Annotated in this window: 22 protein-coding genes; 10 read left to right on the forward strand and 12 right to left on the reverse strand. The window is 69.7% G+C overall.

The window, feature by feature from the left end; translation table 11 throughout:
* Window positions 1-99 precede the first annotated feature (99 nt).
* Together ACRDSQ_RS21650 and ACRDSQ_RS21655 are read right to left on the reverse strand one after the other, a co-directional pair.
* Window positions 100-981 carry an SGNH/GDSL hydrolase family protein gene (locus ACRDSQ_RS21650; RefSeq protein WP_431423593.1) on the reverse strand — a complete coding sequence of 294 codons (882 nt, stop codon included), beginning with the start codon at window positions 979-981 and terminating at the stop codon, window positions 100-102.
* 27 nt (window positions 982-1,008) lie between these two features.
* Window positions 1,009-2,547, reverse strand: coding sequence for a beta-N-acetylhexosaminidase (locus ACRDSQ_RS21655; protein ID WP_431423594.1), 1,539 nt, complete (start codon window positions 2,545-2,547; stop codon window positions 1,009-1,011).
* Window positions 2,548-2,641: 94 nt separating this feature from the next.
* On the opposite strand from ACRDSQ_RS21655, the gene ACRDSQ_RS21660 reads away from it, so the two are divergent.
* Window positions 2,642-3,226 (forward strand): TetR/AcrR family transcriptional regulator, encoded by a 585-nt coding sequence (locus tag ACRDSQ_RS21660; protein ID WP_431423595.1) that lies wholly within the window; start codon window positions 2,642-2,644, stop codon window positions 3,224-3,226.
* A gap of 53 nt (window positions 3,227-3,279) precedes the next feature.
* On the opposite strand, the gene ACRDSQ_RS21665 is transcribed toward ACRDSQ_RS21660, so the two are convergent.
* The 5 genes from ACRDSQ_RS21665 to ACRDSQ_RS21685 are packed head-to-tail and all read right to left on the reverse strand — an operon-like array spanning window position 3,280 to window position 8,435.
* Window positions 3,280-4,794 (reverse strand): alkaline phosphatase family protein, encoded by a 1,515-nt coding sequence (locus tag ACRDSQ_RS21665; protein ID WP_431423596.1) that lies wholly within the window; start codon window positions 4,792-4,794, stop codon window positions 3,280-3,282.
* Window positions 4,795-4,816: 22 nt separating this feature from the next.
* On the reverse strand, window positions 4,817-5,638 hold the full coding sequence (phnE, locus tag ACRDSQ_RS21670; protein WP_431423597.1) for a phosphonate ABC transporter, permease protein PhnE: 822 nt from the start codon (window positions 5,636-5,638) through the stop codon (window positions 4,817-4,819).
* Window positions 5,635-6,396 (reverse strand): phosphonate ABC transporter ATP-binding protein, encoded by a 762-nt coding sequence (locus tag ACRDSQ_RS21675; RefSeq protein WP_431423598.1) that lies wholly within the window; start codon window positions 6,394-6,396, stop codon window positions 5,635-5,637. The genes phnE and ACRDSQ_RS21675 overlap by 4 nt, the downstream gene beginning before the upstream one ends.
* Complete coding sequence (locus ACRDSQ_RS21680; RefSeq protein ID WP_431423599.1) at window positions 6,386-7,294, reverse strand: phosphate/phosphite/phosphonate ABC transporter substrate-binding protein; 909 nt, start codon at window positions 7,292-7,294, stop codon at window positions 6,386-6,388. The genes ACRDSQ_RS21675 and ACRDSQ_RS21680 overlap by 11 nt, the downstream gene beginning before the upstream one ends.
* Before the next feature lie 28 nt (window positions 7,295-7,322).
* The gene (locus ACRDSQ_RS21685; RefSeq protein ID WP_431423600.1) at window positions 7,323-8,435 is read right to left on the reverse strand and encodes a TIGR03364 family FAD-dependent oxidoreductase; all 1,113 of its coding nucleotides are present in this window, start codon (window positions 8,433-8,435) and stop codon (window positions 7,323-7,325) included.
* A gap of 141 nt (window positions 8,436-8,576) precedes the next feature.
* Here ACRDSQ_RS21685 and ACRDSQ_RS21690 point away from each other — a divergent pair, with 141 nt between their 5' ends.
* Window positions 8,577-9,362, forward strand: coding sequence for a GntR family transcriptional regulator (locus tag ACRDSQ_RS21690; RefSeq protein WP_431423602.1), 786 nt, complete (start codon window positions 8,577-8,579; stop codon window positions 9,360-9,362).
* Window positions 9,359-10,006, forward strand: coding sequence for a phosphonatase-like hydrolase (locus ACRDSQ_RS21695; RefSeq protein ID WP_431423603.1), 648 nt, complete (start codon window positions 9,359-9,361; stop codon window positions 10,004-10,006). Before ACRDSQ_RS21690 ends, ACRDSQ_RS21695 begins: the two co-directional genes overlap by 4 nt.
* A gap of 65 nt (window positions 10,007-10,071) precedes the next feature.
* On the opposite strand, the gene ACRDSQ_RS21700 is transcribed toward ACRDSQ_RS21695, so the two are convergent.
* Together ACRDSQ_RS21700 and ACRDSQ_RS21705 are read right to left on the reverse strand one after the other, a co-directional pair.
* The gene (locus ACRDSQ_RS21700; RefSeq protein WP_431423604.1) at window positions 10,072-10,470 is read right to left on the reverse strand and encodes a hypothetical protein; all 399 of its coding nucleotides are present in this window, start codon (window positions 10,468-10,470) and stop codon (window positions 10,072-10,074) included.
* A gap of 96 nt (window positions 10,471-10,566) precedes the next feature.
* The gene (locus ACRDSQ_RS21705; RefSeq protein WP_431423605.1) at window positions 10,567-11,673 is read right to left on the reverse strand and encodes an alpha/beta hydrolase family protein; all 1,107 of its coding nucleotides are present in this window, start codon (window positions 11,671-11,673) and stop codon (window positions 10,567-10,569) included.
* Window positions 11,674-11,783: 110 nt separating this feature from the next.
* Between ACRDSQ_RS21705 and ACRDSQ_RS21710 the strand changes: the two genes are divergently transcribed.
* Window positions 11,784-11,987 (forward strand): hypothetical protein, encoded by a 204-nt coding sequence (locus tag ACRDSQ_RS21710; protein WP_431423606.1) that lies wholly within the window; start codon window positions 11,784-11,786, stop codon window positions 11,985-11,987.
* Window positions 11,988-12,145: 158 nt separating this feature from the next.
* Here the strand turns inward: ACRDSQ_RS21710 and ACRDSQ_RS21715 are convergent, their stop codons facing one another.
* Window positions 12,146-13,165, reverse strand: a complete 1,020-nt coding sequence (locus ACRDSQ_RS21715; protein ID WP_431423607.1) for an AraC family transcriptional regulator — start codon at window positions 13,163-13,165, stop codon at window positions 12,146-12,148.
* Between the two features lie 102 nt (window positions 13,166-13,267).
* Here ACRDSQ_RS21715 and ACRDSQ_RS21720 point away from each other — a divergent pair, with 102 nt between their 5' ends.
* The 3 genes from ACRDSQ_RS21720 to ACRDSQ_RS21730 are packed head-to-tail and all read left to right on the forward strand — an operon-like array spanning window position 13,268 to window position 17,010.
* Complete coding sequence (locus ACRDSQ_RS21720; RefSeq protein ID WP_431423609.1) at window positions 13,268-14,719, forward strand: flavin-containing monooxygenase; 1,452 nt, start codon at window positions 13,268-13,270, stop codon at window positions 14,717-14,719.
* 20 nt (window positions 14,720-14,739) lie between these two features.
* A complete protein-coding gene (locus ACRDSQ_RS21725) occupies window positions 14,740-16,404 on the forward strand; it encodes a GMC oxidoreductase (RefSeq protein ID WP_431423610.1) in 1,665 nt (554 codons plus the stop codon).
* A 9-nt stretch (window positions 16,405-16,413) separates the two neighbouring features.
* Window positions 16,414-17,010 carry an acetoacetate decarboxylase family protein gene (locus tag ACRDSQ_RS21730; protein ID WP_431423611.1) on the forward strand — a complete coding sequence of 199 codons (597 nt, stop codon included), beginning with the start codon at window positions 16,414-16,416 and terminating at the stop codon, window positions 17,008-17,010.
* Between the two features lie 30 nt (window positions 17,011-17,040).
* Here the strand turns inward: ACRDSQ_RS21730 and ACRDSQ_RS21735 are convergent, their stop codons facing one another.
* The gene (locus tag ACRDSQ_RS21735) at window positions 17,041-17,676 is read right to left on the reverse strand and encodes a TetR family transcriptional regulator (RefSeq protein WP_431423612.1); all 636 of its coding nucleotides are present in this window, start codon (window positions 17,674-17,676) and stop codon (window positions 17,041-17,043) included.
* Window positions 17,673-18,524, reverse strand: a complete 852-nt coding sequence (locus tag ACRDSQ_RS21740; RefSeq protein ID WP_431423613.1) for an oxygenase MpaB family protein — start codon at window positions 18,522-18,524, stop codon at window positions 17,673-17,675. Before ACRDSQ_RS21740 ends, ACRDSQ_RS21735 begins: the two co-directional genes overlap by 4 nt.
* Window positions 18,525-18,702: 178 nt before the next feature.
* Here ACRDSQ_RS21740 and ACRDSQ_RS21745 point away from each other — a divergent pair, with 178 nt between their 5' ends.
* From ACRDSQ_RS21745 to ACRDSQ_RS21755, 3 genes are read left to right on the forward strand one after another with little or no spacing between them, the layout of a single operon-like run.
* Window positions 18,703-20,124, forward strand: coding sequence for a carbohydrate-binding protein (locus ACRDSQ_RS21745; RefSeq protein WP_431423615.1), 1,422 nt, complete (start codon window positions 18,703-18,705; stop codon window positions 20,122-20,124).
* A 3-nt stretch (window positions 20,125-20,127) separates the two neighbouring features.
* Window positions 20,128-21,072, forward strand: a complete 945-nt coding sequence (locus tag ACRDSQ_RS21750) for a DUF1996 domain-containing protein (RefSeq protein WP_431423617.1) — start codon at window positions 20,128-20,130, stop codon at window positions 21,070-21,072.
* Between the two features lie 11 nt (window positions 21,073-21,083).
* Window positions 21,084-22,367 (forward strand): ABC transporter substrate-binding protein, encoded by a 1,284-nt coding sequence (locus ACRDSQ_RS21755; RefSeq protein ID WP_431423618.1) that lies wholly within the window; start codon window positions 21,084-21,086, stop codon window positions 22,365-22,367.
* Window positions 22,368-22,398: the final 31 nt, after the last annotated feature.

The following is a 22,398-nucleotide window of genomic DNA, read 5'->3' on the forward strand; positions in this document are numbered from 1 at the left end:
ACCAAGGGAGTGCCTTCCTCTCGAGAGAACTTTGGACCTTCGCAAGCCCAAGTTTCCCTTACAGGACAGGCACTTCCTCCATGCACAGATCAGTTTGAATCACATCGGATGACTGGTCGAGGCTAGGGCGGCCAGGACCAGGTTCGCGGCACCTCGTTGGCCCGACTGGTTTGGGTGGAACGGCGTGGTGGGCGCCGCGGGAAGCACCGGCTCCACCCACCGGTTCCATGGCAGCTGGCACACGTCGTGCCCGCGGACCCCGGTCAGGTCGACCGCTGTGGCGTGGTGCGCCGCGGCCTGGGCGGACAGCATCGCGTTGAGCTTGAGCTGGATCCCGTGCATATATGCGATGTCGCCGACCGCCATCGGGGTCAGTGGGAAACACCCGGTCGTGGGCGGCAGCACCGGCAGGTAGCCGACCACGACGATCTTCGCCCGAGGCGCGCGCGCCTGGATGCCGTCGAGCACCGCCGCGATCTTCGGTGCGACCTCGTCGATCTTGGCCACGAGCTTGTCGGTGCCGGTCGAGTTGTTGTACCGCTCGCAGGGGTTGCCGAGCGGGTCGGTCGCGGCCAGCAACCCACAGGTGGCGATGAAGCTCTCGAACCCGAAGTCGTTGCCGCCGATCGTCACCGTGACCAGGTCGGTGGACGTGGTGAGGCCGTCGAACTGGGGCGGGTTGGTGCCGAACATCGGGGTCGACTGCGGCGTGGTCATGTGCGCCGTCGTGGCGGAGCCGCAGCTGCGGTCGTCGAGCCGGGCGCCCAGGGCCTTGGCCACATTGCCCGCGTAGTTGTCGGTGGAACGGAAGCAGCCGGGGGTGCCGTGCACGGTGAACACCGAGGCGATGGCGGCGTACGAGTCGCCGAGGGCGACGTATTCACGGTAGGTCGGTGTCGCTTCCGCGGTCGCCACGCCCGTGGTCAGGACCAGGACGGTCGCGGCGATCACGGAGCGGCGGATCGGGTGTCGGCTACGCATCGGACTCCTCACAGGACAACCGGACGGTCAGGCCGGGGCAGCGCCGACCGTGTGCATCACAGGCAGGAAAGCCGAGTACAGCAAAGGTTTCGGGGATCCCCAGGTGAGCTGGGCGAGCACCCGGAGGCGGGGGTGCAACACGGTCGCGAGTTCGGCCTCGGTCGCCGCGTTCGGGTCGTCGCACCACAGGCTGACCTTGGATCCGAGGTTGGCCGCGCGTTCGGTCGAGTCGAGCCGGGAGCCGTCGACGAACACGTCGGGGTGCCAGAGGTCGTACATGGCCGACGGGGGCGCGTTGAACATCGCGGCCGGGCCGCCGGTCGTGTAGTAGGTCGGGGTGAACGAGGCGTTCACCACCCGGTGCCCCGCCGCGATCAACTGCTTGCCGGTGTAGGCGTCGCCGGACCACGGGAAACCGGCGAACCCGTTCTGCGACCAGTGGTCGACGATGATGTCGGAGTCCACGGCGATGGTCGCGCCACCCGGCTTCAGACCGTCGTTGGCGATCCGGGCGGTCTTGCCCGCCGCGCGGACGATCCCGTTGGCCCAGTTGATGAAACCGTAGTAGGTGTCCTTGCCGGTGGCATTCGCTCCATAGTGGACTTTGGCGTACGCGGCCAGCTGAGGGTAGTCGTCGTAGTTCGTGACGTACTCGTCCGCGCCGACATGCCACTGCGGGTCCGGGAACAGCGGCAGGAACTCCCCCATCACGTCTGCGATGAGGTCGTAGGCCGCGGGTTTGGACAGGTCGATCGCGCCGTGGTCGACGACTCCGGTGCGGCTGACCAGCTTCAGCTCCGGGTGGCTCACCAGGATCGCGTCGGCGTGCCCAGGGAAGTCGATCTCCGGCATGATCCGCACGCCGTAGCTCGCCGCGTAGGCGATCAGGTCGGCGATCTCCCGCTTGGTGTAGTGCTGCGGCGAGACGATCTCCGGGTGGGTCTCGCCGGCCAGCCGGAAGCCGAAGCGGTCGGACAGGTGCAGGTGCAGCAGGTTGAGCTTGAGGTAGCTCAGTTCGCGGATGCGCGCCCGCAGCCACTCGACGGAGAAGAACTGGCGGCCGACGTCGACGAGCAGACCGCGCTCCGGGTAGACGGGCCAGTCGGCCGCGGTCCCCGCCGGCACGGTCCACCCCTGGCGCAGCCACTGCAGGACGGTCCTCGTCCCGTTGAACACCCCGGCATGGGTGCCGCCCTGCACCACCAGGGAGGCGCCGACCACCACGCGGTACCCCTCGGAACCGCCTTCGGCCGGGCCGATCCGCAACTCGATGTCGCCGGGTCGGATCTGGACGCCCACCCAGGAGGAGATCGGGACGCCGGTGAGCGCCCGGAGATCGGCGGCCAGCACGGCCGCGGCTTGGCGCTGGTCCCCTGTTCGGGCCACGACCCGGCTGTCCATGCCGAACGTGAACGCGCCCGTTCCAGGAGTCCAGCGCTGCAGAGCCGGGATGGTCACCGGCGCGGCCGTGGCCGCCGCCGCCCCCTGCGCGACGGCGGCCACGCCCGCCACAGCGCACACCACGGCGGAGACCGCCGAACCGAGGCGGACGGCGAGTCTTCCCATGGTGTGCTCCTGACATCGGATGCTCAGACCTGATCGGAACTGGCGCCGAGTATGCAAGAATACTCTTACTTTACGCAAGAGTACTCTTACGGCCATGGCCACCGGGACCCGGGATCGGATCATGGACGTCGCCTTGAAGCTGTTCGAACAGAACGGCACCGTGGCGACCGCAGTCACCGCCATCGAGGCAGGCGCGGGCCTGTCTCCGGGGAGCGGGAGTTTCTACCGGCACTTCAAGGACAAGAACGAGCTACTGCTCGCCGTCGTGGAGCGCGAAGTCGAGCGGGTGCGGAAGAATCCCGCCGTTCAGGTGTCTCAAGTGGACGGGCCGATCAGCGAGACGCTGGCCCGTCAGCTCTACGAGGATCTCGACTTCCTGCGCGAGCTCAAACCGCTGATCGCGATCTTGATCTGGGAGCGGGACCGGGCGCCGGACATGGCCGCGCGGGTTCAGCAGCTGATGGTCGACCGCGGGGTGGAACTCGGCATCGCCGACCTGTTCCTGCAGACGCCCGCCGCCCCCGTCACCGAGGACCCCGCGGCGGGGGCGATCGTGATGATGTCGGCGATGATCGGGTATTTCCTCACCGTGGAGTACTTCGGGTCGACGCCGGGCGGGGTGGACGCGGAGCGGTTCACCGCGACGCTGGCGAAGCTGTTGACGACGCCGCCCGAATAAGCACACGCCCGGTGCCCCGCGGTCGTCACCGCGGGGCACCGGGCGTTCTCGGATCAGCTGACCGACACGGACGGGTTGTCGACCGCCCAGTACCAGTTGTTGGCGCCGTTGGCGAGGCGCCACCGGACGACCATCGAGGTCGCGCCGGACGGGATGGTCACGGTGAGCCGCTCCACCTTGGCCACGGCGTTGCCCGTGTACTTGAGGATCTGCGTCTCGGCGCCGCCGTTGAAGGAGACCGAGACGGTGGTCGTCTCCGAGCCTTCCTTCAGGTAGTGCGAACCGAACCCGATGGTCGCGGTGCGGCCCGCGGTCACGGCGTAGGGCGCGGAGACGAGGGCCGAGTTGAACGTGCCGCTGGTTGCCTTGTCGGACCACTCGTCGGAGTCGGCGACCGCGAAGACGCCGCGGGCCCGGACGTTGGACTCACGCTGCTGGTCGGCCTGGGTCCGGGTCCAGAAGTCGTCGTTGGTCAGCGACCATCCCCGCCACTCGGTCATGCCGCCGGTGCCCATGCCGGTGCTGTCGATGCCCCAGCCGCTGGGCACGCTGTTAGTCCAGCCCAGCACGCCGGAGGGGATGCCGGTCTCGTCGACCCTCGGCTTGAGGGTGACGCCCTCGAACGGGTCGGTGGACGCGGTGCCCAGGACCTGGCCGTCCAGGGCGGCGCTGACGCCGTGGATGCCGAGGACCGTGGCGGCGATGTCGACGTTCTTCGGCTTCACCGTGAACGTCCCGGCGGGGACGCCCGGTCCGCTCTGGATGATGAACGACGACCGCTCGGCGACGCTGCTGCCGCCGTGGCCGCCCGCGTTGGTGTGGCCGTGGTCGGTGGAGACGATGAACGTCCAGTCCTCGTCGGCGTAGGTCGGACGCGCCTTGATGGCGTTGATGACCGTGCCCATGTGCTTGTCGGTGTGCTCGATCGCCGTGGCGTAGCAGCTGCCGGTGGCGCCGCAGCTGTGGCCCGCGATGTCGACCTCGCCGAAGTAGACGAACGAGGCGTCCGGCCCGGTGTCCTTCAGGTGGGTCGCGGCCTTGGTGGCGATCGTCGCGTCGGCCGCGGCGTAGCCCGGCGAGTCGCTCACGGTCTCGCGCTTGTCGATGGCGCTGCTGAAGATCGCCTTGCCCACGCTGTCGCTCGTCAGCGGGGACCAGTCGGCGATGGCGTAGGTGGACAGCGCGCTGCTGGCGCTCTCCAGCCTGGTCAGGAAGTCGGGGTACTGCGCGAGGTTCGTCGAGGTGCCCCAGTTGTTGCTGGTCACCTTGTGCCTGTCGGGCCAGACACCGGTGGCGATGGTGGCCCAGCCCGGGCCGGACAGGGTCGGCGCCATCGGGTTGGCGTACAGCGTGGTCTTGCTCGACCGGCCGTTCGCGATCAGGGCGTCGAGGGTGGGGGCGTTGACGGGGGCGATCTTGTCGAACATCAGGCCGTCGATGCCGAAGACGACGACCTTCTTGGGGCGCAGGGCGGCGGCGGAGTTCGCGGTGGGCACGACTATGGCGAATGTCGCGGCCAGCGCGGCCGCGCCTAACAGGGTGGGGATACGACGACGAGACGTACTCATCGTGAGTTAGTCCTTTCCGGACTTAGGCGCCGATGCGGCGCCGGATGACGGCGGATAACTGATCCACTGCGACCACGAGGACAAGCACCACGAGGATGTGCGTGACCATCAGGTCGAACCTGAACAACTTGATGGACTGGTTGATCAGGAATCCGATCCCACCCGCGCCGACCAGGCCGAGGACGAGTGAGGACCGGACGTTCACGTCGAACCGGTAGAGCAGCAGCCCGACGAACTGGGGCAACACGGTGGGCAGCACCGCGTTGGCGGCGACCTGAAGCCCCGACGCGCCGTTGATCCGCAGCGCGTCGCGGGGGCCGAGGTCGGTCTCCTCCATGGCCTCGGCCCAGAGCTTGCCCATGACGCCGGTGTTGTGGAACACCAGGGCGAGCACACCGGCGAACGGTCCGAGACCGACCGCGGTGACGAAGATCAGGGCGAACACCACGTCCGGGACGGAGCGCAGGAACGACAGGATGGAGCGGGCGGCCTGGTAGACCGCCGTGTACGACGTGGTCGCCCGGGAGCCGAGGAACGCCAGGACGAGCGCGAACGGGATGGAGAAGGTGGTGCCGAGCAGTCCGATGTAGAGGGTGACCAGCGCGGCCTCGATGCTGGGGCGCAGCACCTTGTCCCAGGTGAAGTCGGGTGGGAGCGCCTCGCTGAGGAAGTCGGCCATCCCGCGCCAACCCCGCACCAGGGCGGCGGGCGAGAACTCGGTGTCCCGCCAGGCAAGCACATGCACCGCGACAACACCGACCACGATCCCCACGACGAGCAGTGAGGGCCGGGCCCGCCGGGGCGGCGCCGGAGCCTTGGTCCGTTCGAGGACGGGGGCACTCATCGCGGTTCTCTCTCCGGCTCGTATAGCGCGTCCACATCGGATGTGCTGATCTGGTCGGGTGCGGCGTCCAGGACGACTTTTCCGTGCAGCAGCCCGACAATCCGGTGGGCATGCGCCCGGGCCAGGTCCGGCTGGTGCAGCACCGTCGCCACCGCCAGCCCCTCCCCCGCCAACTCCGCCAGCAGGGCCACGACCTGCTCCGCCGCGCTCGGGTCCAGCGCCGACACCGGCTCGTCGGCCAGCACCACGCTCGCCCGCTGGCACAGGGCGCGGGCGATGGCCACCCGCTGCTGCTGGCCGCCCGAGAGCTTGCCCGCGGGTTCAGCCGCCCGGTCGGCCAGGCCGACCCTGTCCAGGCACGACATGGCTTCCTCCCGCAGTTCGCGGGGGAACAGCGCCGGGGTGAGCGACCGGGCCGCCGGGAACCTGCCCAGCGCGCCCGAGCACACGTTGTCCAGCGCGCTTCGCCTGCGCACCAGGTGGATCTGCTGGAACACCATCGCCGCCTGGGCCCGGCTGCGGGCCAGGTCCTTGCCGCTCAGGCCGATCACGTCCTGGCCGCCGAGGCGGATCTCGCCGGAGTCCGGGGTCTGCAGGCCCACCACGCAGCGCAGCGCGGTGGACTTGCCGGAGCCGTTGGCCCCGAGCACGGCGACGAACTCGCCGCCGTGCACGTCGAGGTCGACCCCGGAGAGCACTGACCTGCCGTTGAACGACTTGTGCAGCCCCCGGATGGCGAGCCTGGGATCAGACGTCATCTTCGGACAGCCCCAGGGCGCTCGCCAGGTCGAACAGCGGCTGGTAGGTCTCCTTGGTGACCGCGACGAGCGGGCCGGGCGGGTCGACGTCGAGGAACGCGCTGACCTTGGCGACATCCGAGGGGCTCAGTTCGAGCAGTGCCTTGCGGACCTTGTCCTGGAACGCCTTGTCGAGGTCGCCGCGCATGGTGATCGGGTCGTTCGGGATCGGCTCCGAGGTCCAGACCTGGCGGAACTTGGACTTGTCGAAGGTGCCCGCGGCCGTCGCGGTGGCCAGCTGCTGGCTGTTGATCTCGGCCGCGTCGACCTTGGCGTTCTTCAGCGCCAGCAGCGCCTCCGGGTGCCCACCGGCGTAGTCGATCTTCACCGCGTCGTCGGCGATGCCCGCCTTCTTCAGCGCGTAGCGCGGCAGTGCGTCACCGGAGGTGGAGCCGGGGCTCGACAGCGCCAGCGTCTTGCCGACGAGGTCGTTGATCGACTTGATCGGCGAGTCCGCGGGGACCCAGATGCCGCCGGTGTAGGTGGTCAGCTTGCCGGTGCCGTCGGCGAAGGACGCCACCGCCTGCGCGTTGGCCTTGCTGCTGGCGAAGACGTAGCCGAGCGGGCCGAACTGGGCCAGCTCGAGCCGGCCGTTGCGCATGGCGAGGACCTCGGCGGAGTAGTCGTCGACGATCTTGAGCTCCACCGGGCAGCCCAGCTTGCTCTCCAGGGCCTTGGCCAGCACCTCATACGCCGGGGTCAGCTTCGCCGGGTCCTCATAGGGCTCCACACCGAAGCGGACCTTGCCGTTGGGGCAGGCGCCCGCCTCGGCGGCGGGTTCGGCCGCGCCACAGGCGGCCATGGTCAGGGACAGCATCGCCGTGGCCGCCGCGGCGGTCAGTCGAGTACGTACGCGCATCACGAAACTCCTTGCGGGGGAACAGGGTTCAGAGCAGGTCGTCGAGCACGCCAGGGGCCAGGCCCAAGGCGGTGGTCATGCCGATGCCGGAGGTGACCGAGACGACCCGGACCCCTTCGGCGGGGGTGGCGATCAGGAACGGCGCGGGCGCGGAGGCATAGACGCCGCGCCACCGCTGCCGCACGGTCAGGTGCGGCACGCCGAGGAGGTCGGCTGTCTCGGTGAGGACCGCGTCGTCGAGGTCCTCGGGGTCGAACGGGTCGAGGGTGCGGGCGTAGTGGTGGGTGTCGCCGATGATCAGGTCGCCATCGGGGGCTTGGGTGTACATCAGGTTCATGCCCATGCCGACCAGTTCCGGCCGGTCGCCGCTCAGGCGGTCGCGCAGCGCGGGCAGGGTCGGGCAGGCGGCGAAGGCGGCGTAGCGCAGCATGGAGAAGCCGGTGAGCACCGCCGGGTCGATGGCGCGGCCGCGCGGGTCGGCCACGCGCAGCATCCGTAGCGCGCACCGGCGGACCTCGGCCTCAGCGGCCAGCTCGGGGAAGTGCCGGTCGACGTCGTGGCCGACCGCGACGACGACCTTGTCCGCGAGGACCGTGCCCCGGCTGGTGCCGACGGCGCTGGGCTCGATCGTGTGCACCGTGGCGCCCCAGTGGAAGACCACGCCGCGCTCGGCGAGCCAGGCGGCGATCGCGTGGACCGCTTCGCGCGGGTCGACCCGGATGTCCAGCGGCAGCAGCGCGCCGCCCACCACGCCGGGGCCTACCGGCACGCGCTCGGCCACCGCGGCGGCGTCGAGGAGGACGACCTGGTCGTCGCGGATCGCGTGGAACTCTTCGAGGACCGCGTATTCGTCGTCGCCACGGGCGAGCACGACCGCGCCCTCCTCGCGCGCCCACATGCCGGATTCCTTGGCCAGACGCAGCCAGGAGGCCCGCGCGGCGAGGGCGTAGTCGAGCGCCTGGCCGTCCTGCGCGGTGACACAGCCGTGCCCGAAGTTGCGCACGGACGCCCCGGTCGCCCGGTCGTCGCGCTCGACGACTGCGACCGTCAGACCGCGTTCCACCGCCGCGTAGGCGTGCGCCAGGCCGACGATCCCGGCGCCGACGACCACGAGGTCCGCTCGGCCGAAGTGACTTGTCATGATAAGAACGATGGAAGAAGCGGATTGCCGGTGTCAATGCCCGAGTGCGCATACGCATGTCCTGTTCATTTTTCGTTCAACAGCGTGTTGACCAGCGGAAATGTGAGCCACCGGCAGTTTGACGGCGCGGCAGGAGCATGTATGTTCAAGTACATGGGGACACCGCTGCACGAACAGATCGCGGCCGAGGTGCGCAGGCAGATCGCCACCGGCGAGCTCGCGGTCGGCACACAGGTGCCGTCGGAATCGCAACTCTGCGCCCTCTGGGACGCCTCGCGCGGACCGGTTCGCCAGGCGCTGGCGACGCTGCGCGCGGAAGGGCTGATCGGCGGCGGCCGGGGCAAGCCGCCGGTCGTGCGCAGGCAGGTGCTGAGCCAGCCGTTCGACACGTTCCTGTCGTTCTCCCGCTGGGTCGACGGCCTCGGGCGCACCGCGGGCCAGCAGACGATGGAGGTCGCCCTGCGGCCCGCGCCCGCGGAGGTCGCCGACCCGCTGCACATCGACGAGGGCACCCCGGTCGTGCAACTCGTGCGGCTGCGCCTGATCGACGGCAAGCCGACCATGGTCGAGCGCTCCACGTTCGTCGAGTCGGCCGGGCGGCTGCTGTTCGACTTCGACTGCGACTCCGGCTCGATCTACGCCTACCTCGCGGGCCAGGGCGTCGACATCACCGTCGCCCACCACATGATCGACGCGGTCGCCGCGGACCAGACCGACAGCGACCTGCTCGACGTCGCGCTGGGCGCTCCCCTGCTGCGCGAACGCCGCCTCGCCCGCGGATCCGCGGGCGAGGAGATCGAGTACTCCGACGACCGCTACCGGCCGGACATGATCAGTTTCACCATAGAGAACTCCCAACAGGCCGCCCAGCCCGCGCTCGTGCGCAGCTGGCGCCCGGCCACCGAGCGGAAGAAGTCAGCTTCGTGATCGAGCTAGTCGTACTGGACATCGCGGGCACCACCGTCGAGGAATACTCGGCCGTGTATGTCGCGCTTGAGGAAGCCGTGCGCGCGGCGGGCGGATCCCCGACCGAGGCCGACATCCAGCGGTGGATGGGGGCCGACAAGCGTGAGGCGATCGCGGGCATGGTCCCCCATGAGTCCACTGTGGACGTCACGTTGGCTGACTTCCGCTCCCGCTTGGCCGCGGCCTACACCGCCGTGTCGCCACACCTGCTGCCCGGCGTCGGCGAGGCGCTCACCAAGCTTCGGGCGAACGGGATCAAGGTCGCGCTGACGACCGGCTTCGACCGCGGCATCACCGATTCGCTGCTCGCCATGGTCGGCGTGGACAACACCATCGTCGACGCGGTCGTCTGCGCGGACGACGTCGCGGCGGGCAGGCCCGCGCCGTACATGATCTTCCGGGCGATGGAGCTGACCGGGGTTCGGGACGTGCGCCGCGTGCTCACCGCGGGCGACACGGTCCGGGACCTCGAAGCGGGCAACAACGCGGGCGCCGCCATGGTCGTCGGCGTGCTGAGCGGTGGCCTGGACGCCACCACCCTCGGCGCCGTCCGGCACACGCACCTGCTGCCCAGCGTCGCCGACCTGCCCGCCCTGCTCTGCTGATCCCGCCCCCGCTCGGCGTCTGGTGGGCAGGCCCCTTCAGCTTCAGTTTCCGAACTTCGGGCCGGTCACCGCACGGGCAGGTTGACCACCACGTCGCTGAGCGCCATCGCGCCCGGCAGACGGCTGCCGTGCCCGAACGACATGTCCGACAGCGGCGACACCGTCAGGTAGAGGTGTTGGCCCGCCGGGACGTCGATGGCGATCGACGGCAGCTCCACGCCGGTCCGCGTCTTGCCCAGCACGATGCCGGGTTCCCGCAGCGGGAGCATGTTGTTCTGCACGATCCGCGCGTCAAGCGGTGAGGTGCCCACGGACAGCGCGAGCATCAGCCTGCTGTCCAGCGAGAGCGACGTGACCTTGGCGTCGAGGGTCGGGGTGCCCGCGATGGTGATCGGGCCGGCGGCGATCGGATAGTGCAGCGGAACGCCGAGACCGACCGTGTTCACGACCGTGCCCAGCCGCACCGAAGTCGTGGCGGCGGTGTCGGTGAGTGTGAGGCACCGGCCGCCCAGGGTGGCGAGGTGGTAGCGCCCGCGCCCGCCGAGCCCGGTCGACTTGCCCTACAGCTCCTCTTGGAAGAACCGCAGTGACAGCGCCCGGAAGTCGCTGTCGTTCAGCTTCTTCGAGCACGGGTCGTCGGTGGGCAGACCGCCTTCGGCCGTGGCGGCGAGGAACTCGGCGGCGTCAGGCGCGCCCATGGGCAGCACGCTGGGCAGCGTGTGCCCGCCGTTGTAGCCGACCATGATGCTGCGGGCCCGCGCGCTCGGGGTCAGTGCCCGCTGGAAGTTCTTCAGGCCTTGGTCGAGCGGGAACAGGTTGTCGGTCTCGCCCTGTCCGAACAGGACTGGAATGTCGAGTTTGCGGCCCTGGGACACGTGCCAGGCGGGACCGTTCTTCGCGACGAACGCCGCCAGGCTCGGCGGCCAGTTGCCGGTCACGGCCGCTTCGACGAGGCCGACCGTCGCGGCCTGGGGGTTCGCCGCGGACGGCGTCCCCGCCGCGTAGAGCAGCAGCGCCCACAGCGTTCGCGGAACCCCTTGCGGCGCAAGGCTTTCACCGAGGTCGTGCCAGGTGATCTCGGGGGCGAGCGCGTCGAACCGGGTGGCGCCGCGGTCGCGGAGTTCACTGAACGCGCCGACGAACTGGTAGCCGCCGCCGTAGGAACCGCCGATCGCGCCGATCACCGGGTCACCCGGCCGCTGGGTCTTGACCCAGTCCAGCCCGGCGACCACGTCGACGAGTCGCTGCACGTCCTGGCCTTCGAGGTCGGGGTTCTCCAGCTGGGCGACTCCCCCGCTTTCGCCGAACCCGCGCTGGTCGAAGCTCAGCACACCGAAGCCCGCGCCCAGGAAGTCGGCGAAACCCTCAGGCGCGGTGGCCCGGCTGCCGCCCCACCCGTGGCTGTGGAAGACCACCGGCACCCGGTGCGCGCTGTGCGCGCCCTCTGGCCGGAAGATCGTGTAGCAAATCCGCACCGGCACCGTCGTCCCCGGATCGGGCACGCCCGCGATGCAGCCGTTCACGACGGTCGGCGCGGCCTGCGACACCGGCGCGGCCACCACCGTCGCGACCGCGGCGGCGAACACCGCCGCCAGGACACGCGTGAGCTGAGACCCCATGACGACTCCGATCCGTCCGGCGACGATGCCGAACGGATAACGAGCCATTCAGCCCGCCGTCACGCGGTGTGCCACCACACCTTGTACCGCGGCACGTAGGACCCGTTGGGAGTGCGGCAGTGCCGGCGTTCTCCCAGCGATTGACCTGGTCGCTCCACATGTGGTACCTGGTGGTGTACTGGCAGTTCGCGTACACGCCCCACACCGTCCGGTTGCCGTCGAACCCCATGTACGCGAAGTGGCTCAGGTACGAGATCCGGTTCGGCGGAGTCACCAGCGCCCGGATCTCCGCATCGTCGTCCTCCGCCAAGTCGGGATCCAAGTCGACCGTGGGCTCCCCCAAGAGCTCCGACGTGATGTAGTCCAGTTCGCCGGGATCGAGACCGAGGAACTCGGCCGTGGCCTCGACGGAGCGTTCCGCTGGGATTTCCTCGTTCGTGGTCATGACCACCTCCCACTGGGAGTATGACGCCGATCACAGCGCGTCGCAGAATCCACCGCTGCACGATTACCGCTGCAGTTACCGCCGTAGGAACGCCGCCGGGGTCGTGCCCTTCCACCGCTTGAACGCGTAGATGAAGCTCGACGCCTCCGCGTATCCGAGGCGCAGGGCCACGTCGTGGACCGACAGGGCGCCGGTCGCGAGCATCTCCTCGGCGAGGGTCTCGCGGACCTCGTCGAGCAGCGCGCGGTAGCTGGTGCCCGCGTCGTCGAGCTTGCGGCGCAGGGTGCGGGGGCTGACGGCCAGCGCGTGGGCCACCTCGTCCATGGTGGCCGCGCCGCCGACCTTGATGAGGCGGTCACGAACCTCGCGGGCGATGCCGGTGCGGGCCCGGTTGCGGGCCACCAGGTCACGGCACTGCGCCTCACACAGTGCGACGGTGTGCTCGTCGCCCTGGGGCAGCGGCTGGTCGAGGTTGAGGTCGACGGCGGCGAGGTTGGCGGGCGCGTCGAACGTCGGGTGCAGGCCGAACGCGTCGTCGGGCCAGTCCGGCGGCTCGGGGAAGCGCAGGTCCAGCCAGCGCAGCCGGATCGGCTCCGAGAGCAGGTCGGCCATCACCTTGTACATCGCCGACATGTCCCGCTGGACCAGGAAGGCGCGTACGTCGGCGGGGACGCGGTCGTCGCGCAGCTCCCAGCGGATCTCGTCGCCGTCGACGTGCACGACCGGGATGCAGAAGGCGAAGCTGAGGTCCCAGTAGCGCAGCGCGAACGCGATCATGTCCCGGACCGTGGGGCTGCTGACGCAGGCGAACCCGAAGATCCCGAACGTGGTGACCCGGTACCGGAACCCGACCTCCACGCCGAGCGCCGGGCGCCTGCCGAGCAGGCGGACGAGGTTGCGGACGACCGCGAGTTCCTGGTGGGCCTCGAGCTGCGCGTCCGGTCGGGCGAGTCCCGATTCGGTGAGGGCGCTACCGCGCAGCAGGTCGGCAGGCGCGACGCCGTGCTCCTCGGCGAACCGGATCATCAGCAGCACGCTGCCCGCCGCGCGCGGGAAGGTCCATTCGGCGACGACCGGCCGCCCGAGTTCCACCATGGCCGAAAGTATGGATCAGCGGACGCCCGAATGGCCGAAAATCTCGACTTTCCGGCCGCGGTTCTCTTAGCCGAGAGCGGCGACCAGCCCTAACGTGAGGACATGACGCAGCAACAGGTCGTGATCATCGGCACCGGGTTCGGCGGGATCGGCATGGCGATCGAGCTCAAGCGGGCGGGCATCGACTCGTTCACCATCCTGGAGAAGGGCACGGAGGTCGGCGGCGTCTGGCGGGAGAACACCTATCCGGGCGCGGCCTGCGACATCCCCTCGCCCTACTACTCGTTCTCCTACGAGCCCAACGCGGCCTGGCCGTCGCGCTTCTCCCGACAGCCCGACATCCACGCCTACCTCAAGCGGGTCGTGGACAAGTACGGCTTGGGCCCGCACGTCCGCTTCGGCGTCGAGGTCACCGCCGCCACCTTCGACCAGGGCCGCTGGCTGCTCGACACCGCCAAGGGCGAGCAGATCACCGCCGACGTCCTCGTCCCCGCGACCGGGCAACTCTCCCGGCCCGCCATGCCCAACATTCCCGGGGTCGAGTCCTTCGGCGGACCGGCGTTCCACTCGGCGACCTGGGACCACTCGGTGGACCTCACGGGCAAGCGGGTCGCCGTGATCGGCAACGGCGCCAGCGCGGTGCAGTTCGTCCCGGAGATCCAGCCCAAGGCGGCCCACCTGACGGTGTTCCAGCGGTCGGCGCCGTGGATCCTGCCGCGCCCCCAGGTCGAGTACCGGCCGTGGCACCACGCCATGTTCCGCGCGCTCCCGGTCACCCAGAAGGTGGAACGGTTCGCGTTCTGGCTGCTCTGCGAGGTGCTGTCGCTGGCGCTGGTGGACGCCAAGCCGATGGGGCGCGCGGTCGCGGCGCTGGCCCGGTTCCAGCTCCGCAGGCAGGTGCCGGACCCGGTGCTGCGCGCCAAGCTCGCCCCCGACCACGAACCCGGCTGCAAGCGTGGCCTGTTCTCCGGCGACTACCTGCCCGCGCTGGCCCAGCCGAACGTGTCGGTCGAGACCACGGCGATCACCGAGATTATCCCCGAGGGGGTCCGGACCGCGGACGGGGTCGTCCACGAGGCCGACGTGATCGTCTACGGCACCGGCTTCAAGGCGACCGAGTTCCTCGCGCCGATGGCCATCCACGGCGCCGACGGCCAGAAGCTGGCCGACACGTGGAGCGCGGGCGCGCACGCCTATCTCGGGATGGCGGTGCCCGGGTTCCCCAACCTGTTCATCATGTACGGGCCGAACACGAATCTCGGGGTCGGCTCGATCGTCTACATCCTGGAGTCGCAGGCGCGCTACATCCGCCAGGCGGTGCTCCGGCTCGACGGGCGGTCCTCTTTGGAGGTTCGCGCCGACGTCGCCGACCGGTACGACCGCAAGATCCAGGCCCGGCTGGCCCGTTCGGTGTGGACGACCTGTTCGAGCTGGTACCGCACCGCGGCCGGGCGGATCACCAACAACTGGCCCGGGACGGTGAGCGCGTACCGGCTGGCCACCCGCACACTGAACCCGGACGACTACCACCACACGGCGTGGGAATCGGCGTGAGCCGAGGAAAGCAGGTACGGATGCCCTCTTTCGACTACGACGTCGTGGTCATCGGGTCCGGGTTCGGCGGCAGCGTCAGCGCGCTGCGGCTGACCGAGAAGGGATACCGGGTCGCGGTCCTGGAATCGGGCAGGCGGTGGGAGCCGCAGGACTTCCCGAAGTCCAACTGGCACCTGCGCGACTCCATCTGGGCGCCCCGGCTGGGTCTCACCGGAGCCCAGCGGGTCAGTGTGGTCGGCAAGTGCGCGATCTTCAGCGCCTCCGGTGTGGGCGGCGGCTCGCTGATCTACGGCAACACGCTGTACGAGCCGCTGGAGAACTTCTACACCGACCGGTCGTGGTCGCACATCACCGACTGGAAGAGCGAACTCGCGCCGTACTACGACCAGGCCAAGCGGATGCTGGGCGTGGCGACCAACCCGAGGATGACCCCGGCCGACGACGTGCTGCGGCAGGTGGCCGTGGAGATGAACGTCCTCGACACGTTCCACCCGACGCAGGTCGGCGTGTTCTTCGGCGAGGAGGGCAAGCGGTTCGCCGACCCGTACTTCGGCGGCGCCGGGCCGGAGCGCACGGGCTGCACACACTGCGCCCGGTGCTTCACCGGGTGCCCGGTCGGCGCGAAGAACACCACGACGACGAACTACCTCTACCTCGCCGAACAGGGCGGCGCGGAGGTCCACCCGATGACCACGGTGACCGAAGTCAAGCCGATCGACGGCGGGTACGAGATCAGCACGGTCCGCTCGGGCAGGCTGCTCCGCAAGCAGCGCCGGACGTTCACCGCCGAACAGGTGGTCTTCTCCGCCGCCGCGCTGGGCACGCAGAAACTGCTGCACGCCATGAAGGACAGCGGCACGCTGCCCCGGATCTCCGACCGCCTGGGCGAACTGACCCGCACCAACTCCGAGGCCATCCTCACCGCGTCCAGCCGCACCCGCGACGACTTCGCCCAGGGCATCGCGATCACGTCGTCGATCCACCCGCGCCCGGACACCCACATCGAGGTCTGCCATTACGGCGTCGGGCAGAACGCCATGTTCGCGCTCGCCGCGCCCATGGTCGACGGTGGCCGGATGCGGCTGCTCCGGTTCGTGCTGATGGTGCTGCTGCACCCGGTGCGCTTCCTGCGTTCCCTGCGTTTCCACAAGGCCTCGGAGCGGTCGGTGATCCTGCTGGTGATGCAGTCACTGGACAACTCGCTGACGTCGTTCCGCAAGCGCGGCCTGTTCGGCAGACACCTATCCACGCGCCAGGGCGGCGGTGACCCGAACCCGACCTGGATCCCGATCGGCCACGAGGCGAACCGCCACTACGCCGAGAAGATCGACGGTGACGCGCTCGGGACCTATATGGACCTCGTCAACATCCCGTCGACCGCCCACTACATCGGCGGCTGCGTCATCGGCGACTCCCCGGCCACCGGCGTCGTCGACCCCTACCAGCGGATCTACGGGCACCCCGGCCTGCATGTGGCCGACGGCTCGGCGGTGACGGCCAACCTGGGCGTCAACCCGTCGCTCACGATCACCGCCCAAGCCGAGCGGGCGATGTCGTTCTGGCCCAACAAGGGCGATCCTGACCCGCGGCCTGAACTCGGCTCGACCTACCGCCGCGTCGACCCGGTGCCTCCGGTCCGCCCCACCGTCCCGGCGACCGCCCCCGGCGCCCTGCGACTGGTTTAGGAGTCCATTGTGGAGAGTTACCCGCCGGAACCGTGGACCATGGTCGGCCAGGCGTACTTGTCGGCGTGGCGGCTGCCGGTGTCCGCGCTGCCCGAGCTGCCCGCCGGAGTCCGTCCGATCGTGGTCGGCGGCAACGGTTTCGTGGTGACCGCCTGGGTGGACTACCAGGAGGGCGGGGTGCTGAGCTACCGCGAGATCATGGCGACCGTCCCGGTCCGGGACGGCCTGGCGGCCACGATCACGCACATCTGGGTGGACAGCCCGGTGTCGGTCGCGGGTGGGCGGGCGCTGTGGAACATCCCCAAGGGCCTGGCCGAGTTCGGCCTGACCCATGGTTCACGGGTCACCGCGAGCGCCCGGTCGGCCGAGGGACCGATCGCCGAGGCCGAGTACCGCGTCTTGGGGCGGCTGCCGTTCCGGCTGCCCGCGAGCTTCTCGGTCGTTCAGGCGGGCCCGAAGAAGAGCCCGGTCAAGGCGAGCGGCCGCCTGGCGGCCGCCCGGTCGAGCTGGAAGATCGACCCCACCGGCCCCCTCGGCTACCTCGACGGCAGGCAGCCTTTCGCCAGCTTCGCCCTACTCGACTTCACCATGCGCTTCGGTTCCTGACCAAGCCCGCCGACGCGGCTGCGGATGGGCTCAGGCGTCGGACTCGCGCATGAGCACCGCGAGGTAGCTGGTAGCGAACCGCCGGACGTCCTCGTCGGAGTCGAACGGGATGCAGGTCCGCGGGGTCAGGGTGAAGGAGATCGCGAGCCGCACGAAGATCTCCGCGACCCCCGCCGGGTCACGGTTCTCGACCGGCTGGAGCTTGCCAGCGACCTGTTCGCCTTGCCACACCAGGAAATCCCGGGACGCGGCGACCACCGCGTAACCGTGGGTGGTGAGGTACGGCAACAGCGCGTCCGGGTCGGTGGCCAGCAGCCGGTTCATCAGCGGCTCGGTGCGGGCGTGGCGCACGCCGACCACGAAGCCCTCGACGAGCCGTTCGGCAACCGTCGGCAGAGCCGCGACGGCCTCGGCGATCTCGGTGTAGAACCGACGGCTCTCGCGGACCAGCACGGCCTGGACCAGCGCGTCCTTCGTCACGAACCGGCGGTACACCGTCGCCCGGGAGACTCCCGCGCGCTTGGCGACGACCTCGACGTTGGTGCGGCGCAACCCGAAGTCGAGCATCTCGGCGAGGGCGGCGTCGAGGATCGTCTCGCCCACCGCGTCGGTGTCGGCCGCGGCGGTGACGAGGTCGAGCAGGCTGGCGGAGTCCGGCGATCTCACACCGTGAGCCTACTGGCGACCTCCGGGCCGGACCCGGTCCGCCGATACCCCTGCCGCGCCCGCGCTGTGTGGCGCAGCGGCGAGGGCAGGGCCGACCAGCCCGAGCTGACCATCCGGCGGACCCGGTCGAACCTGCGCTGGTCGGCGTCGGTCCACGGCTCGCCGATGTGCTCACGGACGGGTGCGGGCAGCGTGCCCACCGACAGCCACCACAGGACCTTGCCGCTGGGCTTGCGCAGCAGCCGGTAGATCGGCGCCGGCACCAGCGGGAACTCCTTGGGAGGGTTCTTGCTGAAATCGATGAGCGCCTGGGCCGCCGGGGTGATCTCCAGCCGCTCCCGGCACATCCGGTCGAAGTACTCCTGGAACGACGGCCAGTCCGGCGGCATGACCCGGTCGCTGACGCCGTAGGCGCGGTAGATCTCGCAGCCCTCGGCGTAGAGCCGGTGCTTGTCCGCCTCACTCAGCGGCTTGCCGAACATGTCGATCGACTGGAACAGCGCGTCGAAGATCGTCGCGTGCGCCCAGAAGTACACCTCGGGATCGAGCGCGTGATAGCGCCTGCCCTGCTGGTCCACGCCTTTGATCTCGGTGTGGTAATCCCGGATCTCGCGTGCGGTGGCGCCGCCTTCCGGCCAGTCGAACGTCGTCCCCTGGATCTGCGGCACCGACCGCAGGACCCGCTGCCAGGGCTCGTTGAAGAAGTCCGAGTGCTGCTCGACCCCGGCCCCGAGCCCCGGGTGCATCAGCTGCAGCAAACCGGCCCGGACCAGCAGCAGATAGCCGCGCCGGTCACCGCCATAGCGCCAGTGCAGCGAGCCCGGTCCCGGCAGTTCGGTGGCATCCATGTGTCGATGTTACAAATTTGCCTCTTTGTTTCACAAGCCCTCCCGTCTACCCGATTCGGTTTACGGATGCGTGTCGAGCCGTTGACATTCGGTTGTGAGAGCGCTTTCATCAGACTCGGCAAGATTTGTTGTGCACCGCAACATGGGTTTCCCTGCCCGTGACTGGAGGTCACCGCCCATGCCCGTCTTCTCCCTCTCGCCACCCCGCCGCGGCCGCTTCGCGCTCGGCGCCGCCGTCGCCGCGCTGGCCGTCGTGGTCCCCCTGACCGTCTCCGCCCAGGCCGCCGTCCCCCCGACCCCTGCCGGGTGGACGCTGCAGTGGAGCGACGACTTCAACGGCGCCGCCGGACAGCTGCCGTCCTCGGCGAACTGGATCTTCGATCTCGGCCACGGCTACCCGGGCGGCCCGGGCAACTGGGGCACCGGTGAGATCGCCGCGCACACCAACAACCCCAACAACGTCAGCCTCGACGGCGCCGGGAACCTGCGCATCACGCCACGGCGGGACGCCGCCGGAAACTGGACGTCGGCCCGCCTGGAGACCCACCGCGGCGACTTCAAGGCGCCCGCGGGCGGGATCCTGCGCATCGAGGGCCGCGTGCAGATGCCCGACGTGACCGGCCAAGCCGCCCTCGGGTACTGGCCCGCGTTCTGGGCGCTGGGCTCGCCCTACCGCGGGAACTACTGGAACTGGCCGGGCATCGGCGAGTTCGACATCATGGAGAACGTCAACGGGATCAACTCCGTGTGGGGCGTGCTCCACTGTGGAGTCAACCCCGGCGGTCCGTGCAACGAGACCAACGGCCTCGGCGCGAGCCGGGTGTGTCCTGGTGCGTCCTGCCAGTCGGCGTTCCACACCTACCGGTTCGAGTGGGACCAGAGCGTCTCGCCGAACCAGCTGCGCTGGTATGTCGACGGCCAGCAGTTCCACTCGGTGAGCCAGAACCAGCTGCCCGCCGACACCTGGCGGAACATGACCACGCACGCGGGCTACTTCATCCTGCTCAACGTCGCGATCGGCGGCGCCTTCCCGGACGGCGTCGCGGGACACGCCACACCGACCGGAGCAACGGTTCCCGGTCACCCGATGGTCGTCGACTACGTCGCGGTGTGGACCAGTGGCGGCGCGCCGCCCACCACGACCACCACCACTCCCCCGACGACCACGACTCCCCCGCCGGGTGGGGGCAACGCCTACAGCACGATCCAGGCGGAGGCGTTCCAGCAGCAGTCGGGCATGAACGTCGGCACCGCCCAGGACACCGGCGGCGGCGGGCATCTCGGCGGCATCGGCAACGGAGACTGGGCGCTGTACCGGGGGATCGACTTCGGCTCCGGGTCACCGGCGACGCAGTTCGTGGCGCGGGCCGCTTCGGGCGCCGCGGGCGGGGTGAGCGGGCTGGTCGAAGTCCGGCTGGACAGCCGGAGCAACCCACCCATCGGCAGTTTCGCCGTCGCCAACACCGGCGGCTGGCAGAGCTGGCGGACGATACCGGCCAACATCAGCGGTGTCACCGGGGTCCACGACGTGTACGTGACGTTCGCCAGCGGCCAGCCCGCTGACTTCGTCAACCTGAACTGGTTCACCTTCGGGAAGTGAGCCATGGCCACCCGACTGCTCAAGCTGACCGTCGGCCTCGCGATCGCCGCATGCCTGACCACAGCGGTGATCGGCAACGCCGAGACCATCGACCATGGTGAACACAGCGGACACGAGGGCCATAGCGGTGCGCCGAGTGACGACCAGGCGGCCGCGATGGTGGCGCAGCAGGCGGCTCCGGTGCGGGGTTCGGAGTTCCGGGCCGAGTGCCGCAGCAGCCACCGGCGCGGGGACGACCCGATCGTCTTCCCCGGCCGGTCCGGTGTCTCCCACATCCACGAGTTCTTCGGGAACACCACCACCGACGCCCATTCGACGCTGCAATCGCTGCGACTGGGCGGAACCAACTGCGACCCGGTTTCGGACAAGTCCGCCTACTGGGTGCCGACCCTCTACCAGAACGGGACACCGGTCGCGCCGGAGCGCGTGACGATCTACTACCAGGGCATCACCGACCACACCCGCGCCGTCGCCCATCCGCAGGGGCTGCGCTATGTGATCGGCAACGCGCTGGCCACCAGTGCGGCCCAGAATCCCGCCGCACGGTGGTCGTGTGTCGGGTATCCGGAGTCCAGCCGGGACTTCCGGTCCTGCCCTGCCGGGTCGAAGTTGGAGAACTACCTCGACTTCCCGACCTGCTGGGACGGGTCCCGGCTGGACTCCCCCAACCACCGCGACCACATGGCGTTCGCGGTCGCGGGAGTCTGCCCGGGCAGCCACCCGGTCGTGGTGCCCAGGCTGGAGTTCCTGATCACCTACCCGGTCAGCGGCGGCGGGCTTTCCCTTGCGGGAAACCGTAACGGCGTCAACGTGACCACCGCGCCGGGCTACACCTTCCACGGCGACTTCCTCAACGCCTGGGATCCCGGCGAGCTGCGGCGCCGGGTCGACAACTGCATCAAGGCCGGCTATGTGTGCGGCACCGACGGAATCCCCATCCAGCAGTAACAGGAGACACCATGCACAACGCACGGCGGCCGAGCGTGGCCGTTGTCGCGACGCTCGCCGTGGGCGCTCTGGCGCTCACGGCGTGCGGCGACAGTGGCGAGCCCGCCCAGTCCGGTCCCGTCACCCTCACGGTCAACGTCTTCGGTGACAACTTCTCCTTACCGAACGACAGGTCCATCTACTACGAGTATGAGCGGACCCATCCCGGCGTCACGATCGTGGAGAACCGCAGCGACTTCGGCACCCACCACCAGAACATCCAGGCCCGCCTCACCGCGGGCAGCGGCGCCGCCGACATCGAGGTCATCGAGGTCGGGCAGGTCGCCGGGTACATCGGCCAGCCGGACAAATTCGTCAACTTCCGCGACCACGGCGTCGACAGTTCACAGTGGACGGACGCGGTCATCGCCCGGGCGTCCACACCCGACGGCAAGGCGCTGATCGGGCTGCCGACCGACGTCGGCGGGCTCGCCATGTGCTACCGCACGGACCTGTTCGCCGCGGCGGGCCTGCCGACCGACCGGGCGGCGGTGTCGGCGCTGTGGCCGACCTGGGAGGACTACGTCGCCACCGGGACCCGCTTCGGCGCCAAGGCACCGCAAGGTGTGAAGTGGTTCGACGCGGGCGGGCACGTCTTCACCGGCATCCTGGGCAACGAGAAGGAAACCTTCTATGACGCCGAGGGCAAGCTCATCGCCGAGAACAACCCGGCCGTGCGCGAGGCGTGGGACCTGACGGTCAAGGCGATCCAGGCGGGCCAGTCGGCGGCGTTGCCGGAGTTCGCCCCCGAGTGGAACACCGGCTTCCAGCGCGGCCAGTTCGCCACGATCACCTGCCCCGCCTGGATGATGGGCTACATCCAGGGCAACGCGGCGGAGACCAGCGGAAAGTGGGACATCGCGAAGATCCCCGGCGGCTCCGGCAACTGGGGCGGCTCCTACGTCACGGTTCCCAGCCAGGGCAAGAACACCAAGGCCGCTGTCGAGTTGGCGAAGTGGCTGACCGCGCCCGAGCAGAGCGTCAAGCTGTTCAAGGCGATCGGCAACTTCCCGAGCCAGCAGAGCACCTGGAAGGACAAGGAGGTCGCGGGGTTCACGTCGCCGTTCTTCAGCAACGCGCCCGCCGGGACCATCTTCCCGGACTCGCTGGCGAAGGCGCCCGCGCAGGTGACCGGCCCGGAGAGCGGCGTCATCGGCAACATCTTCGCCGCCGCCCTGAACAGCGTCGAACAGGGCACCGACCCGAATGAGGCCTGGCGCAAGACTCTGGGCGACATCAAAGCCGCCGCGGGATGACGCGCGGGGTCCAGCGGAGTCGGGACCGCCT

This window comes from Actinokineospora sp. (assembly GCF_050699995.1).
GTDB lineage: Bacteria > Actinomycetota > Actinomycetes > Mycobacteriales > Pseudonocardiaceae > Actinokineospora.

Bases quoted from the DNA above. Each gene is read 5' to 3' on its own strand.
- phnE (WP_431423597.1), bottom strand. From the start codon at position 5,638: ATGAGTGCCCCCGTCCTCGAACGGACCAAGGCTCCGGCGCCGCCCCGG.
- ACRDSQ_RS21725 (WP_431423610.1), top strand. From the start codon at position 14,740: ATGCCCTCTTTCGACTACGACGTCGTGGTCATCGGGTCCGGGTTCGGC.
- ACRDSQ_RS21745 (WP_431423615.1), top strand. From the start codon at position 18,703: ATGCCCGTCTTCTCCCTCTCGCCACCCCGCCGCGGCCGCTTCGCGCTC.
- ACRDSQ_RS21690 (WP_431423602.1), top strand. From the start codon at position 8,577: ATGTTCAAGTACATGGGGACACCGCTGCACGAACAGATCGCGGCCGAG.
- ACRDSQ_RS21755 (WP_431423618.1), top strand. From the start codon at position 21,084: ATGCACAACGCACGGCGGCCGAGCGTGGCCGTTGTCGCGACGCTCGCC.
- ACRDSQ_RS21685 (WP_431423600.1), bottom strand. From the start codon at position 8,435: ATGACAAGTCACTTCGGCCGAGCGGACCTCGTGGTCGTCGGCGCCGGG.
- ACRDSQ_RS21675 (WP_431423598.1), bottom strand. From the start codon at position 6,396: ATGACGTCTGATCCCAGGCTCGCCATCCGGGGGCTGCACAAGTCGTTC.
- ACRDSQ_RS21665 (WP_431423596.1), bottom strand. From the start codon at position 4,794: ATGAGTACGTCTCGTCGTCGTATCCCCACCCTGTTAGGCGCGGCCGCG.
- ACRDSQ_RS21680 (WP_431423599.1), bottom strand. From the start codon at position 7,294: ATGCGCGTACGTACTCGACTGACCGCCGCGGCGGCCACGGCGATGCTG.
- ACRDSQ_RS21740 (WP_431423613.1), bottom strand. From the start codon at position 18,524: ATGGATGCCACCGAACTGCCGGGACCGGGCTCGCTGCACTGGCGCTAT.
- ACRDSQ_RS21650 (WP_431423593.1), bottom strand. From the start codon at position 981: ATGCGTAGCCGACACCCGATCCGCCGCTCCGTGATCGCCGCGACCGTC.
- ACRDSQ_RS21705 (WP_431423605.1), bottom strand. From the start codon at position 11,673: ATGGCTCGTTATCCGTTCGGCATCGTCGCCGGACGGATCGGAGTCGTC.
- ACRDSQ_RS21715 (WP_431423607.1), bottom strand. From the start codon at position 13,165: ATGGTGGAACTCGGGCGGCCGGTCGTCGCCGAATGGACCTTCCCGCGC.
- ACRDSQ_RS21750 (WP_431423617.1), top strand. From the start codon at position 20,128: ATGGCCACCCGACTGCTCAAGCTGACCGTCGGCCTCGCGATCGCCGCA.
- ACRDSQ_RS21660 (WP_431423595.1), top strand. From the start codon at position 2,642: ATGGCCACCGGGACCCGGGATCGGATCATGGACGTCGCCTTGAAGCTG.
- ACRDSQ_RS21720 (WP_431423609.1), top strand. From the start codon at position 13,268: ATGACGCAGCAACAGGTCGTGATCATCGGCACCGGGTTCGGCGGGATC.
- ACRDSQ_RS21655 (WP_431423594.1), bottom strand. From the start codon at position 2,547: ATGGGAAGACTCGCCGTCCGCCTCGGTTCGGCGGTCTCCGCCGTGGTG.
- ACRDSQ_RS21710 (WP_431423606.1), top strand. From the start codon at position 11,784: ATGTGGTACCTGGTGGTGTACTGGCAGTTCGCGTACACGCCCCACACC.